Source organism: Chryseobacterium piscicola, assembly GCF_900156685.1.
GTDB classification, from domain to species: Bacteria; Bacteroidota; Bacteroidia; order Flavobacteriales; family Weeksellaceae; genus Chryseobacterium; species Chryseobacterium piscicola.
On sequence record NZ_FTOJ01000003.1, the window covers coordinates 78182 to 94568 of the forward strand.

Here is a 16387-nt window from a genome sequence, read left to right on the forward strand (position 1 = left end):
ATTTATTGATTTAAAGTGATATATTCCAACTCAACAATACTTTCATTGAGATTCCACACGGCATCTGTATAATTATTTTTGATGCTGATCGCCTGGTTGGCAAGCATTACAAATTCCAGATAATTGATCTCTCCGTTGATGAACTGTTTTTGGGCAGTTTCCAGAATCGTATGGGCATTTTTCAGTTCATATTTCTCGTACTGAGAAACAATTTCCAGGTTTTTTTGCTGAATCTCTGCTAGTTTTTCATATTGATTTTTTAATGTAAACTCCGCGTTCTGAAAATCATTTTCGGTCACAGATTCTGCAATTTTTGAAGCCTGAATCCTCGCTTTCTGTCCGCCAGAAAATATGGGAACTGAAACGCCGACCTGAACCGAATGAAATTGTGGTGAAGCATTGTACACTTGATCATCTGCGCCCATCCCACGAAAACTGTTGAGGTTGTAAGCGAGCTGCAAACCAGGTAATAATTTAGATTTTTCCAGAGCCGTTTGCTGAGCGGCAATGTTTTTTTGCTGTTCCAGTATTTTTAACGAAGGATTGCCGGAAACATCATTTTGAAGACTCGAAAGAGAAAAAATACGCTCTCCATCAGGAATTACTTCTGTTTCTGAATTCAAAAGCCATTGCAATTGCAGCTGCAGAGTTCTGAGTTCCTGTTTCACCTGTTTGATCTGGATTTCAATAGCTGATTTTTGATTGGCAGCAGTCGCTTTTTCCAAAATATTGCTCTCGCCGCTTTTTAGTCTTAAAGTTGCCTTATCCAGAAATTGAGAATAAAAATCTAAAGATTCACTCAGGATTTTTTCCTTTTCCTTCCAATACAGGATGTTGTAGAATGTGAGCGTGACGCCTTTTTTCAGCTGATATTCTTTCAATGAAATATTGAGCTCACTTTTTTTCCATTCTTCTGTGTAAAGATTTTTCTGTCTCTTGTAAACGGTGGGAAATGAAATGCTCTGGGAAACCCCGAATTTCATATCACGGTAAGCACTGTTGATTTGCCCGTAATCCGCAGAAATTCCTGTCTGAGGAATATCTGAAGAAGTTTTTATCAAAGCTTTTGCATATTCTGATTTCAATTTCTCACTTTTAAGACCTCTGTTGTTTTTTAAAGCGATGGCAACCGCTTCATTTAAAGTGACTTTGGTTTGAGAATTCATTCTATTTCCCGTTAAAACAAAGAAAATAATGAGAATGGGCGTTATTATATTTTTGTGATTATTTTTCATTTTAAATCCTTTTTCAATAATTACGTAAAGCAGAGGAAGCACAAAAAGGGTGAGTAATGTGGCAATCAGAAGTCCGCCTATTACCACCGTTGCCAATGGTCTTTGAACTTCTGCACCCGCGCCGTTACTCACTGCCATCGGGATAAATCCTAATGAAGCCACAAAAGCAGTCATCAACACAGGTCTTAATCTGGCTTCTCCGCCGTCTACCACAATTCTTACAATATTTTTAATTCCACTTTTATAGAGTCGGTTAAATTCGGAAATAAGTACGATTCCGTTGAGAACAGCAACTCCAAAAAGCGCAATAAATCCTACACCAGCACTGATGCTGAAAGGCATTCCTCTTGCAGCCAATAAGAATACGCCTCCAATGATAGAAAGCGGAATCGCTGTATAGATCAAAAGACTTTCTTTCACCGAATTAAACGCCAGAAACAACAGCACAAAAATCAAAACCAAAGCAATTGGTACTGCAATCATCAGTCTGTTTTTGGCATTTTTGAGGTTTTCAAAAGAGCCTCCGTAGGTGACGTAATATCCTGGAGGAAGCTTTAATTGTTGGTCTACCTTAGTCTGAAGTTCTTCTACAATTGCCTGAACATCGCGGTTTTTGATGTTAAAACCTACTACAATTCTCCGCTGTCCGTTTTCGCGCTGAATTTGGTTAGGTCCATCTTTAATATCAACATTGGCAAGCTGCGAAAGCGGAATCTGATTACCTGATGGAGTAGGGACGAGTAAATTCTTCACGTCATTCAGGTTTTTACGGTCATTGCTGTTTAATCTCACCACCATATCAAAACGTTTTTCGCCCTCGAAAACCAAACCGGTACTTTGTCCGGCAAAAGCGGTATTGATGACTCTGTTGATGTCTCCAATCGACAAATGATATTGCGCAATAACCGGACGATTGTACTGAATAATAACCTGCGGAAGACCAGAAACAGGTTCTATATAAAGATTCTGAGTTCCTTCTACGGTATTGATTATTTTCCCAAGATGATTGGCATTTTTAACCAAAATATCAAGATCTTCTCCGAATATTTTGAGAACAACATCCTGTCTTGCGCCGGTCATTAATTCATTAAAACGCATTTGTACAGGATACTGAAAGCCCACCGTAATTCCGGGAACGTCTTCCAAAGCTTTGCTCATTTTCTCGGAAAGCTCCGGAAAAGTTTTGGCAGAAGTCCATTCGCTTTTATCTTTCAAAATTACCATCATATCAGAAGCATCCATCGGCATTGGATCTGTGGGAACTTCGCCGCTTCCTATTTTGGTAACTACTTTCTGAACTTCTGGAAAGCGGGTTTTCAGAATATGGGCTGCTTTCTGCGTGCTTTCAATCGTAGTTTTGAGGTTACTTCCGGGTAAAACTCTGGTATCTACAGCAAAATCTCCTTCTTCTAATGACGGGATAAATTCGCCGCCCATTCTGCTTAAAATCACGATGGATAAAACAAAAAGAGCAATGACAACAGCAAAAATGGTTTTTGGTATTCTTAAAACTTTCAATAAGGTTGTACGATATAAATTTTCAGCCCTTGCCATTAAACGGTCTGAGAAGTTCATTTTGTGGCTTATTTTTTTGCTTAAAATAATAGAACTCATCATCGGAATATAAGTCAGCGAAAGCAGAAACGCGCCCAATAAAGCAAACGCAACTGTTTGTGCCATTGGTTTAAACATTTTACCTTCAATCCCTTGTAATGTTAAAATTGGTAGATACACAATAAGGATGATAATCTGCCCGAAAACAGCGCTGTTCATCATCTTTCCTGCAGAATCGATGACAATGGTGTCCATTTCCTGCTTTGAAACTGATAATGCTTTTCGGAATTTTGAATTGTGGGTAAATTGATGCATTACTGACTCCACAATAATCACGGCGCCGTCTATAATCAGCCCAAAATCCAGCGCACCAAGGCTCATCAAATTTCCGCTGACGCCGAAGAGATTCATCATACAAATTGCAAAAAGCATTGCCAAAGGAATGACTGACGCAACCAACAAACCGGCACGGAAATTCCCCAGAAACAGAACCAGCACAAAAACGACAATTAATGCGCCTTCCATCAGGTTTTTTTCAACAGTACCAATGGCATTGTTTACCATTTTGGTTCGGTCTAAGAAGGGCTCTATCACAACACCTTCTGGCAATGTTTTTTGGATCTGCTCAATTTTAGCTTTTACATTTTTGATCACCTCACTGCTGTTTTCACCTTTCAGCATCATCACAATGGCACCAGAAACTTCGCCATTATCATTATAAGTCATTGCCCCAAATCTTGTAGCATAACCATAACGAACGTCTGCAATATCTCTTATAAATAAAGGAACATCATTGTTTTTGGTGGCGATAGCAATGTTTTTGATATCCTCCAGATTTCCAACCAATCCTTCACTTCGAATATATAAAACAGTCGGCCCTTTTTCAATGTAAGAACCGCCTGTGTTCTGGTTATTGGTTTTTAATGCATCGAACACATCGGTAATGGTAATTCCGTAAGCGTTGAGTTGATCGGGATTAACGGAAATTTCATATTGTTTCAGTTTTCCACCAAAACTGCTGACTTCCGCAACGCCTTTTACACCAAGCAATTGTCTTCTTACAATCCAATCCTGAAGTGTTCTGAGTTCTGCAATGTCATATTTGTTTTCGTATCCTTTTTTTGGACGGACAACGTATTGATAAATTTCACCAAGACCTGTGGAAATAGGTCCTAAACTAGGCGTTCCAACATCCTGTGGAATCTGGTTTTGAACCTGCTGGAGACGCTCTGCAACCTGTTGTCTTGCCCAATATATATCAATATCATCATTAAAGACAATGGTCACTAAAGAAAGTCCGAACCGTGAAAAACTCCGGATCTCTTTCATCCCCGAAATATTACTGTTCGCCTGTTCTATGGGGAAAGTGACTAATCTTTCAATATCCGTAGCTCCAAATGAAGGAGCGGTTGTTATCACCTGAACCTGATTATTGGTAATGTCAGGTACGGCATCTATTGGTAATTGGGTCACCTGATATGAGCCTACGCCAATCAGTCCGAATACCAGTAATGCAATAATGAGTTTATTCTTTACAGAAAACTCAATAATTTTTGTTAGCATAAATAATTCTGTTAAAATTTTTTGAAATTGAATACGTTTTTAGCAGACAAGGAAATAGTAAGCACGAGCAGATGGTGAAATACCGTTGATAATCTTAGTTTTGAATATCACTAAGAATACCATCAACATCACTGTTCACAATACTATTGACGTTATAAAAACGAAAAATAAAAACGAAAAGATTTTAACAGTTTTTTGGCGGTTGCCAGATAGAATTTACAGCATCTTTATTATAGAATAAATGATCCTCGGAAAAAGTTTTTTTATCAGTATCCGATGGTATATGCTTTTTAATTTCAATAATGAACTCTGGATTTATAGTAAATACAAGAGTAAGCGGCAAAGAATGGGCCACAAAAGGCAGTTTTTGGTCTGTGGTATAATCTGCATCTTTCACAGGGTCATCATAATGCATTTTTATAAAATCGATAAAAGTAATATCTCTATTTTTTACTTTGTGTTCTAAGAAATGCTCCACAAGGACTGGCATTTTCAGCAACTGATACAGTTCAGTTGTTGAAACCAAAAATAAGGAAAGTAATACTATGGATACCCATTTTTTCACGAAGTAAAATTATGCAATGTTTTGTTAAGAATGATTTTAAATATCTATTTAAAAAGAAATTCTCAGGTCTGCACCCAATTGTTTATCATATCCCAGTTTCCTATAAACCTCGAGATTTGTACCTCATATCGCAGTTTGGTTTAGTTTTCCATTGGTAATTAAATTAGTTTGTGTACTTTATTTCAAAATGGAATAATTCTAAATTTATGTTTTATTTTCTTTTAGTGTTGTTTAAAATTTTAATAGATGTATCTTCAACCACCAATTATTTTGAATAAAATCTATATTTTTTAAAATATTTTTAATATTTGAATTGGCGATATGAAAACTAATAATTTTTTAAAACAATAGCTAAGAAGTCTTAAGTACATATCTGGAGGCGCATTGTATTTTCGAAAACAGAACATTATATCATGACACAATCTTTCATTGGAGCTATTTCTGTATTCTTATTTTTGCTCTTATCTTCAACTTCCAAAGGCATACAGTATTTTAAAAACGCTTTTTTAAATACATATTTTCCCAAACGATGACATTCAACGTGATTTCATTTTTAATATTACCCATTTTAATACATTACCCTTACTCATGAAAAAATTATTCAATGGCAGATTTTCTACACTGTTTGGTGTTTTAAGTTTATATGTTTTTTTATCACTTTTAGTAAGGATTGTATTACTGGTATGGTCTGTAAAAGATTTGGATCTCAACATTATGCATATTTTAAGATCATTTTTTACAGGATTTGCTTTCGATCTTACAATGGGTTTGTTATTTTTGGTTTTGTACTGCGTTTACCTCTTGTTGGTTCCGAAAAAATGGATCGGTTCATTATTCGATAAATGCTTTACCTATTTTTATTTAAGTTTATTGTTGATTATCATTTATTTCAGTCTTTTGGCAGAATTTCCTTTTTGGGCTGAGTTCGGTGTGAGATTTAATTTTATTGCCGTAGATTATTTAATTTACACCTATGAGGTTTTTGAAAACATCAATCAGTCTTACCCTTTACCATTGATTGGAATTGTATTGATAGGATTAATAGTTTTCACATTTTTTTTATTCAATAGGTTCAAAATTTTCAGAAATACTTTTTCCGACAAAAATTCCATCCGCAACCGTTCCCTTTATGCAACTCCGATTTTAGCCATAGCACTAGTTTTGGGATTGGTGATGAAAAACAAACAAGCCGATTTTACAAACAATCTTGTGGTGAATGAATTGGGGAAAAACGGGGCTTTTTCTTTTGTTTCTGCTTATCAGTCAAACGAATTAGATTATGGAACATTTTACCCTACACTTCCTGAAAAAGAAGCCTATTCGGTTTTGAAATACGATCTTTTACAAGACAATCAAAAATATATTACTGAAACAGATGACGATATTTCACGGTTAACGCAGGGAAATCAGGAACTAAAGCCAAATATTATTTTAATCACAATAGAAAGTTTCAGTGGAGAATTTTTAAAAGCATTCGGGAATAAGGATAATATCACCCCGAATTACGACAGGCTTGCGGAGCAAAGTGTTTTTTTTACAAATTTGTATGCAACCGGAACCAGAACTGTGCGTGGAATGGAGGCTTTGACGCTTTGCGTGCCGCCAACTCCTGGAAACAGCATTGTAAGAAGACCAGATAATCAGAATTTATTTTCTATTTCAACAATCATGAAAGCAAAGAAGTATCATCCTTACTTTATTTATGGTGGAGATGGTTATTTTGATAATATGAATAACTTTTTCGGCGGCCAGGGCTTCGATATTGTTGATAGAAATAGAGGAAATGCTTTATCTGATGATATTAAAACAACACGTTACCAAATCCCGGATAACGAAGTGACTTTTGAAAATGCTTGGGGAATATGTGATGAAGATATTTACAAACAATCGATAAAATACGCCGACAAAAGCGCCAAAGCAAATCAATCGTTTTTTCAGTTTGTAATGACGACTTCCAATCATAAGCCTTTTACCTTCCCTAAAGGTAAAATAGATCTTCCGCAAGGAGACAGAAATGCTGCTGTGAAATATACAGATTATGCTTTAGGTAAATTTTTGGATGATGCCAAAACAAAACCCTGGTTCAAGAATACTGTCTTTGTAATCGTTGCAGATCATTGTGCCAATAGTGCAGGGAGATGGGAAATCAATATTGCCAATCATCACATTCCTGCTATCATCTATAACCTTCCCCTACAAAAAACTGAAAAGATCAATCGTCTTACATCACAAATTGATCTGATGCCAACATTATTCGGGTATCTGGGTTGGGATTATACTACATCTCTTTACGGGAAAGATATTCATAAAACCAAAATTGGGGATGAACGTGCATTTCTAGGAAATTACAGAACTTTAGGAATGTTGAAAGACAATGTTTTCACTCAAATAGATGACAGAAAAAGAGTAAAACAGTTCAACGTTTTTGGAGCCAGCCAGTCTTTATCTGAAGTAAAATCAAAAAATAGTAAACACATTTCACAGACTATTTCTTACTATCAAACTGCTAGCGAGAGATTCAAAAATAAAAAAATGAAGGAAAAATAAGTGCTTTACTATTAACCAACATTCAAAATAAACACGAATATCTATTGGTATATTATGATTTTATGAAAAATAGATTTTCTAAGCTTGAATTTAAAAAGTAGGTAACATTTTTACATACAAATTTATTGACATTAGTAATTCTGAATGTTTAATCATTTACTTTGTGGTTTTTAATCTTACATTTTTAATCCGTAAACTCACAAGACAACTAAATAGTATCTCAAGTACTTATTCCTTAAAATGTGAAAAAGTAGTATAAAATTTATTAAATTATAAGTAATAGCATTTGTTAGAATCGATGAAATTATCTGTGTATAAAGTTTTAATGTTATCCATCAACTTTTTTGCAGCAATAGTTCCCATTTCATATCCGTCATTGATCTGATATTCGTACGTCTCATCAAGATATTTCGGTAAAGTTCCCTCGCTTATAGAAACCACTTTTTTATTCGTGTTATTCAGGCTTCTTTTAATCAGTGAGCTATGTAAACCCATCAGCGTTTCATCACTCATGGCAAAAAAACCATCTATAGAATCATCATTCAATAATATATCTAATTTTTCTTTTACAAGATCAGCAGATTGGCAATAAATAATGTTCAGGATAATGCCAGGAAATTGCTTAATTCGAGTTTCAAAAGAAACTAATCTACTTTGTGTAATTTCTAAATTTTCATCACCAAATATTCCGAGAATATTTTTGCATCCGTGATTAATTAGCTTGTCGGCGCACAATTCCGCATTTTTAACATTATCAAAAATAACAGATTCGAAAATACTTTTAGGAACAGTTTTATCAAAAATGATAGCTGGGATTTCCATTTCTTTCAGTTTTTTTAAATGCTCACTATCCTTAGTTTCATTGGTTAGTGAAATTAAAATACCGTCTACTCTTGAATTGATGCAGGTTTCCAGATGTTCTTTTTCAGTATCAAAAGAATCATTAGAAGATAATATGAAAAAATGGTAACCTTCTTTGTTTAATACAGACGAAATACCGTTGATAATCGATGGAATGAAAAACATTGTTATTTCTGGAACAATAAGACCGATAACTTTTGACGATTTTTTCCTGAAATTAACTGCAAAGTCATTAGGTACATAATTAAAAGTCTCCGCAGCTTCTTTTACTTTTGTTTTTACAGCGTTGCTGATGTCGGGATGATTCTTCAATGCTCTTGAAACTGTTGAAGTACTGATTTGTAGCATTTCAGCAAGGTCTTTTAGGGTAGTTCTTCTCATTTTTTATAATTACATCAATTATTAGGAGAAATTAAGAATATTTTCCACTCATATTTTGTTAAATTTTGTTAAAAAAACAATCAACAATTGTTAAATAAAAGTTAATTTTAATAAAAGTTATCAACCGCAAACGTTTGCGCAAACGTTTGATATTTTGTTATCGTTAACATTGAGTTTAAATCTCTTTTTTGATACCTTAAAAAAAATACTTTTGAAACATAACAAAAAACTCAACATAATTATGGAATCACAAGTACTAAAGAAACTATTAATTTTCGGGACGATGAATGTAGCAGCGTTTATGTTTTCTCAGACTACGGCAGTTGATACAATATCTTCCAAAAGCAGAACAATTGATGAAATAGTCATTACAGGAAACTCGAATCCGAAAGCCTCGATGAAAACCAGTACATCAATTTCTACTTTAAAATCTGCAGATATTATCAATTCAGCCCCACGTACCACTGCTGAAATTTTCAGAACGATTCCGGGAATTCGTGCCGAGTCTTCGGGAGGTGAGGGAAATTCAAATATTACGGTGAGAGGAGTTCCTGTTTCTGCTGGAGGTTCAAGATATTTATTAATTCAGGAAGACGGTCTTCCGGTGATGCAGTTTGGAGATATTGCTTTTGGTACACAGGATCAGTTTACTAGATTTGATTCTTTCGTATCTCGTGTTGAAGCATTAAGAGGAGGTTCCGCATCTGTTTTTGCGTCTAACTCACCTGCGGGTATTATCAATTTTATTACAAAGACAGGTGAAAAAGAGGGTGGAAGCATCACGCAACAAGTGGGTTTAAATTATAAAAACTTCAGAACAGATATAGACTATGGAACCCCGCTTGGTAAAGATTTTTACATTGGGGTTGGTGGCTTTTACAGAAGCGGGGATGGCCCTCGTAAAACAGGATATACCTCGAATAATGGTGGGCAGTTCCGTTTATCTTTATTAAAGAAATTTGAAAACGGAAGTATTAGAATTTATGGTAAATATCTTGATGATCGTACAGCAGCTTATATGCCAATGCCGGTATCAGTTTCAGGATCAGATTCAAACCCTGATTATAATTCGCTTAGTAACTACAACATCTTAACTGGTGCTCTGCAGTCTTCAAACTTCAAAAATGATGTTACTTTTGGCGGAAACGGGCAGATATTGAAAAGTGATATCAGAGACGGTATGCATTCGGTATCTAAAACTGTAGGAATGGAATTCAATTATAATTTAGGCTCTGGCTGGAAAGTAGATGCGAAAGCAAGATATGCTGCAAATGATGGTCAGTTTTTAGCACCTTTTCCAGCATCAGTAGGTAGTAAATCTGAGATTTTAGAATCTGTCACAGGATATGGCAATGCGGTATACGCCGAAACCAATACTCCTGTAGACGGTAATGCAAAATACATGAAAACTGTTTTATTCAATACTAAGTTGAATAATTTAAACAATTTTTTCAGCGATGTCAATATTAGCAAAAAATGGGATAAAGTAAAGCTTAATACAGGAGTTTATAATAGTTCACAAAACATCAATCTTTCTTGGAATTGGAATACTTATTTGATGGAAGTTTCTGATAATAATGCACGTCTGGTAGATATTGTAAGCAACACGGGAACAAAAATTACAGACAACGGTCTTCTCTACTACGGTGTTCCAGGATGGGGTGGTGTGAACAGAAATTACGACACCAAATACTCCGTACTCGCTCCACACGCTCAGGTAGAAATCAATCCTATTGATAAACTAACTTTGGATTTCGGAGCAAGATATGATTTTGGAAATGTATCAGGAAGTTTTTCTGGGACAAAGAATACCAAAAAAGCGATAGATATTAATCAAAACGGAACTTTTGAAACTCCTGAATTGTCAGTTGAAGTTGTTAACGGAACAGTTCCGGTTGATTATAAATATGGTATTTTCGGATATTCATTTGGAGCTAATTACACTTTAAATTCCCGTAACGCAGTTTTTGCAAGAATAAGTCAGGGGGGAAGTGCGTCTGCAGACAGAATTCTTTTTGCCGGCTATAACTATACGAATAATGATGATCCTGCATTAGAAGCAGTGAAAGTTAATAAACTAAATCAAATTGAACTAGGCTACAAATTAAGAGGTTCCAATTATTTCTTGAATACTACTTTGTTTCAAGCAAGAACTATTGAAGCAAATTACGAAGCAACCACACAGCTCAGAACAGAAAATAAGTATCAATCATTTGGGGTAGAGTTTGATGGATTCTACAAAATCAATAAAAATTTTGACATCAAAGCAGGATTGACTTATACCCACGCTGAAATAAAAAATGCAATAGATAAGACTATCATTGGTAATATGCCTAGAAGAACTCCCAAAGTAATGTATTCTTTCAATCCTAATGTGAATATTGAAAAGATAAGCTTTGGTTTCTTTGCAGTGGGATCTACAAAAGCATTTACCCAAGACAGCAACAAACTCATTATGCCAGGTTACGTTATTGTAAATCCTTACATTTCATACAGATTGCTGAAAGATTTAACTCTTAATATTAATGCAAACAATGTCTTTAATGCATTGGCTATTACAGAAGCAGAAGAAGGAACTTTACAAGGAAGCAATGGTATCATCAGAGCAAGAGCATTGCCGGGACGAACTATCGGAGCAAGCGTAAAATTTGATTTTTAACAGAAAAATTACTGTTAGATCAAAATTTATGTGTGGTCAAAATTATTAATTATTGGTTACTAACAGCATATTGTGCTGTTAGTTTCCTTACTCATATTTAAGATTAAATGTTTACAAAAGAAGCCTTAAACGTAATAGAAAAAGCCATTTCAGATCAGGGTATTCTTGCGTCTTCTGAAAAAAAAGATAACTATGCGAGGGTTTGGTCTAGAGATTCTATGATGACAGGAATTGCAGGAATTTTAATTAAAAACCAAATCATCGTTGATGCGCTAAAAAAATCTATACAAACTCTTGTAGATCACCAAGCAGATAACGGACAGATTCCTTCCAATGTTTTTGGGAATAAAGCCAGTTACGGAACACTTGTTGGCAGAACTGATGCTACGATTTGGTGGGTCATTGGAGCTTGTGAATATATACTCTATACAAAAGATAAAGACCTGAAAGAAAACTTAAAATATAAAATAGATAAAGCATTATCTTGTCTTAAAACCTGGGAATTTAATCAGCGAGGTCTGCTCTATAGTCCATTGGGTGGAAATTGGGCAGATGAATATGTTACATCTGGCTATGTTTTATATGATAATGTTCTCCGTTATTGGGCTTTTAAAAATGCAGCAGAAGTATATGAGGATAATGAACTGAAATCTCTCGCTGAGACAACAAAAAGTATGATAGAAAATAATTTCAGAAAAAACAATTCTGAGGTAACAAAATATCATCAAACTGCTTATAAAAAAGCCAATGAAAAACCTTACTTATGGGCATCTTTGAATGCAAATGGCTATGACGAACGTTTTGATCTTGCCGGAAATGCTTTAGCGATTTTTCTAGGATTTAATCTAGATCTGGACGGTTTTAGTACGTTTTTAGAACAGATAAATAAAGAGTTTAATCATTGGATGATTCCCGTTTTTTATCCTATTATCTTTCCAGAGGATGATGACTGGAATTTATTGGAAAATAATTACAGTTATGATTTTAAAAACAAGCCCTATCAATTCCATAACGGAGGATCGTGGCCTATCTATCTCGGTTGGCTCTGTCTAGGATTGAAAAAAAGAGGACACACCAAAATTCCTTTGAAAATCTTAAACCAATATGAGGAACTTCTTAGCGAGAGAGGTTCTAGTTTTAGAGAATATTATTCTACAGATCATTTGATTCCTTCAGGAACAGATCAATTGTGCTTTTCAGCCTCAGGATATCTTATGATGAAAATTGATCAATTGTAAACAAAACTATTTATTTTTAAAACAGATTAAAAAATGATTGGAGATGTAATAAATTTAGAGCAGAAACATTTGGATACTGCTGAAAATATATATAAAATTTTAAAGAAAAATGAGAATCACACTGATAAATGGGCTGTAGGGATTTGTGGAGAAAGTGGTAGCGGAAAATCTTTAACCGCCTTTGCTTTGAAAAAAGTATTGGAAGAAAATGGCATACAAAGTGTCGTAATTCAAATGGACGACTACTTCAAACTTCCTCCTAAAACCAACCATGAGAATAGACAAAAAAGTTGGGATAATGTTGGAATGCATGAAGTTCATTTGGATGCCATGCAAGAAAACATAAAAGATTTTAAAAAAGGGACATCTTCTATAGAAAAGCCATTGGTTGATTATAAAAACAATTCTATTTCTAAAGAAATTTTGAATCTAGATAATGTTCAGATTCTCATTATTGAAGGCACATACATCTTAAGTATTGATGCGTTTAATTTTAGTATTTTCATAGACCGAAATTATAAAGACACTTACAAAAACCGAATAGAAAGAAACCGAGATGTACAAAGCGATTTCGTTGAAAAAATACTGGATATTGAACACAATTTAATCCGACAATTTAAAAATAAGGCAAATGTTGTGCTAGGAAAAAATTATCAAATTGTAAAGCCATAAGCCATGAATAAAAAAATAATTCCTAAGCTCAGTTTTTGGCAAATCTGGAACATGAATGTCGGTTTTTTCGGGATTCAATACAGTTTTGGGCTTCAGCAAACTGCTGTAAATCCTCTATATTCATTTTTAGGAGCTCATGCAGATCAGCTTCCAATTCTCAACTTGGCAGGTCCAGTTACAGGTCTGCTGATTCAGCCGCTCATTGGCGCAATAAGTGACAAAACTTGGAGCGTAAAATGGGGGCGTCGGAAACCTTTCTTTTTACTTGGTGCGGTATTTTGCAGTTTGGCTTTGTTTGTTTTTCCTTTCAGTTCTTCCATTTGGATGGCGGTAGGTCTTCTTTGGATCTTAGATGCTGCAAACAATACTGCAATGGAGCCTTACCGAGCTTTTATCGGAGATAAACTTCCAGAGGAACAGCAAACCTACGGTTTTCAGATGCAGAGTCTTTTTGTAGGAGGAGGCATCACGCTCGCTAATCTCTCTTTGTTTGTTTTTCAAAAATATTTTGGAGGAAGTTCAGAACCTGGAGGGATACCTGCATGGGTTTATTATTCGTTTTTCTTAGGATCTTTCTGTTCTATTGCGTCAGTAGTATGGTCAGTTTATAAAACCCCAGAAATTCCTCCTACAGATGAAGAACTTATAAAATTGAAAGCTGAAAAAGAAAATGATACAATTTTTACACCTTTTACTGATATTTTCACAGCTATTGTCAATATGCCTAAAATACTTTGGCAGTTGGCATTGGTGTATTTTTTTCAGTGGTATGCTCTTTTTTGTTATTGGCAGTTTGTAACCCCAATGATTAAGCAAACCTTGTATCACGTCTCCGAAAATGATGAGGTAAAGGCCAAGCGTATTCTTGATCTTTCAAATACAAATACAGGTATCACAAATGCAATTGATGTTGAGTGGGCTAAAAATATACTTCGCTTAGTAGAAACGGCGGTGGGACAAACAGGATTAATGAATGGTTTTTATAACTTTATTACCATGATTTCAGCTTTGTTGCTAATTCCGCTTGCTCTTAAATATTCTACCAGAAAGGTGTATATATTTTGTCTTTTGGCCACCGGAATCGCTCTCTTAATCTTACCTTTAGTTAATAATGAGTACTTAATATTATTACCGATGGTTCTTTTCGGAATTGGTTGGGCTGCAATGATGGGATTGCCATATTCAATGGTTTCTCAGCATATACCAGCCAATAAAAGAGGCATTTATATGGGGGTTATCAATATGATGATTGTTATTCCAATGTTAATTCAGACCGTTTCTTTTGGTTTTATTTATAAAAACTTTCTAGGAAACGATCCTTCAAATGCTATTACATTGGCTGGAGCATTATTTTTAATGGCATCGTTATCGGTAGTCATGATTAAAGTAAAAAGAAATTAATTTTCTTGTAAGAAGAAAATCAAAACCTCAATAATTAAGTTCTAAGGGTGAGAAAATATTGAACACACAATATTTTCTTATAAATAGTGAAGAGAAATTGCAAATTCAATATAAATTAAATGATATTCTGTTTTTAGAAAAATATGTTTTTTTTCAATAATTTATTTGAAAATCTGTATAATAACAGCGAAAATGAACTTTAGATTTCTGAGCTTAGTATCGTAATTTTATAACCAAAATTACCCGAAAGCCTTCACAATCATATCAATATTTACGGTTTTATAATCAGTATAAATATGAGAGTGAAATTCATTTAATTTCTTCAAAATATTCAGAAATTCATCTTTCTCATCATCATTTAATTTCCCAGATAATATTTTTGAGGTTTGGTTTACTTTTTCTACAGATTCATGAAAAATTTGTTCCCCTTTTTTGGTTAAATTTAATCGTTTACTGCGCTTATCTTCTTCATCATTTTTTTCTTCTAAAAATCCAGCTTCCAAAAGTCTTTTGATAATTTGAGTTCCGGTTTGCTTTTCGTGTCCGTTTTTTTCAATTAATTGAATTTTCGTTAAAAAAGGTTCGTCTTTTAATCGATATAAATAGGTGAATTCTTCATTGGCTAAATCGGGAAAGTCTCCCAATCCTTTTCTAATCAATAATTTAGAATATCTTCCTAACAAGAGTACCTGTTTGCAGATTTCATTTTCTGTAAATGATGCTTGATGGTTTTCATTTTTAAAAAGTTTGGTAGGGCTTTCTTCAGCATATTTTTTAGCATTCATCCACATCCTAAAATCCTCCACATCAGCATTAGATTTGTAGGTGTTAGAATTTTCAAATTCTTTAACTTCATGGAGTAGGTGTATGAAAAAGTCTGTTCCCATAATTAATTTTGGTAAAGATATTGGTTTTTTGTTTTTTGGAAGTGAATTTAGAAATCACAAAAAATTGTTATACAAATTTAAGCAAGTTTTGAAAGCAAATTATAGTTTCACACTGCTCATTCCACCGTCTATTCCGATGATTTGTCCCGTGATCCAAGCTGAATTTTCAGAAAGTAAAAATTCAACCATTTTTCCTATTTCATCTGCATTTCCAATTCTTTGCAAAGGATGTCTTTTTCCTGAAGCTTCCCGTTTTTCTGGCGTTGATAAAAGTTGAGATGCAAGGTTTGTGTCTGTTAATGATGGAGCAATCGCATTAACTCTAATTTTCTGAGCAGATAATTCTGCCGCCAAACTCTTCGTTAAACCTTCAACAGCACTTTTGCTTGCGGCAATAGAAGCGTGAAAGGGCATTCCCAATTTTGAAGCAACCGAACTGAATAAAACAATTGAAGCGCTAGCAGATTTTTTCATATTAGGCAATAACTTCTGAATTGTTTTCACAGCACCCAAAACATTGATGTCAAAATCTGTCTTAAAATCATCTAGTGAAAGTCGGTTAAAAGGCTTTAAATTTATACTTCCGGGTGCATAAACCAATCCGTCAATCACATCGGGAAAATTAATTTTATCCAGATTTCCGTCTGCAATATTCATGGTATGAAATTCAATATTTAGATTTTTAATTTCATTATTTTCAGTTTTTGAAATGCCAATAACATTATAGTTTTCCGACAATATTTTGGCTGCAGAAAAACCAATTCCTTGTCCACAACCGATGATAACTATGTTTTTCATTTTCTATATTTTATGTTTATAAGAAT

10 protein-coding genes are annotated in these 16387 nt (G+C 34.4%); 5 read left to right on the forward strand and 5 right to left on the reverse strand.

The window, feature by feature from the left end:
- Positions 1–2 precede the first annotated feature (2 nt).
- Both BW939_RS06420 and BW939_RS06425 read right to left on the reverse strand, forming a co-directional pair.
- On the reverse strand, positions 3–4352 hold the full coding sequence (locus BW939_RS06420; protein ID WP_076450980.1) for a CusA/CzcA family heavy metal efflux RND transporter: 4350 nt from the start codon (positions 4350–4352) through the stop codon (positions 3–5).
- A gap of 184 nt (positions 4353–4536) precedes the next feature.
- A complete protein-coding gene (locus BW939_RS06425) occupies positions 4537–4917 on the reverse strand; it encodes a hypothetical protein (RefSeq protein WP_028123637.1) in 381 nt (126 codons plus the stop codon).
- A gap of 588 nt (positions 4918–5505) precedes the next feature.
- Between BW939_RS06425 and BW939_RS06430 the strand changes: the two genes are divergently transcribed.
- Entirely contained in the window at positions 5506–7464 is a 1959-nt protein-coding gene (locus BW939_RS06430; protein ID WP_076450982.1) for an LTA synthase family protein, read from the forward strand.
- Between the two features lie 270 nt (positions 7465–7734).
- Here the strand turns inward: BW939_RS06430 and BW939_RS06435 are convergent, their stop codons facing one another.
- Entirely contained in the window at positions 7735–8706 is a 972-nt protein-coding gene (locus BW939_RS06435) for a LacI family DNA-binding transcriptional regulator (protein ID WP_076450984.1), read from the reverse strand.
- Between the two features lie 241 nt (positions 8707–8947).
- On the opposite strand from BW939_RS06435, the gene BW939_RS06440 reads away from it, so the two are divergent.
- From BW939_RS06440 to BW939_RS06455, 4 genes are all read left to right on the forward strand, one after another.
- Positions 8948–11365 (forward strand): TonB-dependent receptor, encoded by a 2418-nt coding sequence (locus BW939_RS06440; protein WP_076451390.1) that lies wholly within the window; start codon positions 8948–8950, stop codon positions 11363–11365.
- Between the two features lie 107 nt (positions 11366–11472).
- On the forward strand, positions 11473–12603 hold the full coding sequence (locus BW939_RS06445) for a glycoside hydrolase 100 family protein (RefSeq protein WP_076450985.1): 1131 nt from the start codon (positions 11473–11475) through the stop codon (positions 12601–12603).
- Between the two features lie 33 nt (positions 12604–12636).
- On the forward strand, positions 12637–13275 hold the full coding sequence (locus BW939_RS06450) for a uridine kinase family protein (RefSeq protein WP_076450987.1): 639 nt from the start codon (positions 12637–12639) through the stop codon (positions 13273–13275).
- 3 nt (positions 13276–13278) lie between these two features.
- The gene (locus tag BW939_RS06455; protein ID WP_076450988.1) at positions 13279–14676 is read left to right on the forward strand and encodes an MFS transporter; all 1398 of its coding nucleotides are present in this window, start codon (positions 13279–13281) and stop codon (positions 14674–14676) included.
- Positions 14677–14915: 239 nt separating this feature from the next.
- Here BW939_RS06455 and BW939_RS06460 read toward each other — a convergent pair whose 3' ends face one another.
- Entirely contained in the window at positions 14916–15563 is a 648-nt protein-coding gene (locus tag BW939_RS06460) for a MarR family winged helix-turn-helix transcriptional regulator (RefSeq protein WP_076450990.1), read from the reverse strand.
- 99 nt (positions 15564–15662) lie between these two features.
- A complete protein-coding gene (locus tag BW939_RS06465; protein ID WP_076450992.1) occupies positions 15663–16361 on the reverse strand; it encodes an SDR family NAD(P)-dependent oxidoreductase in 699 nt (232 codons plus the stop codon).
- Between the last annotated feature and the right edge of the window lie 26 nt (positions 16362–16387).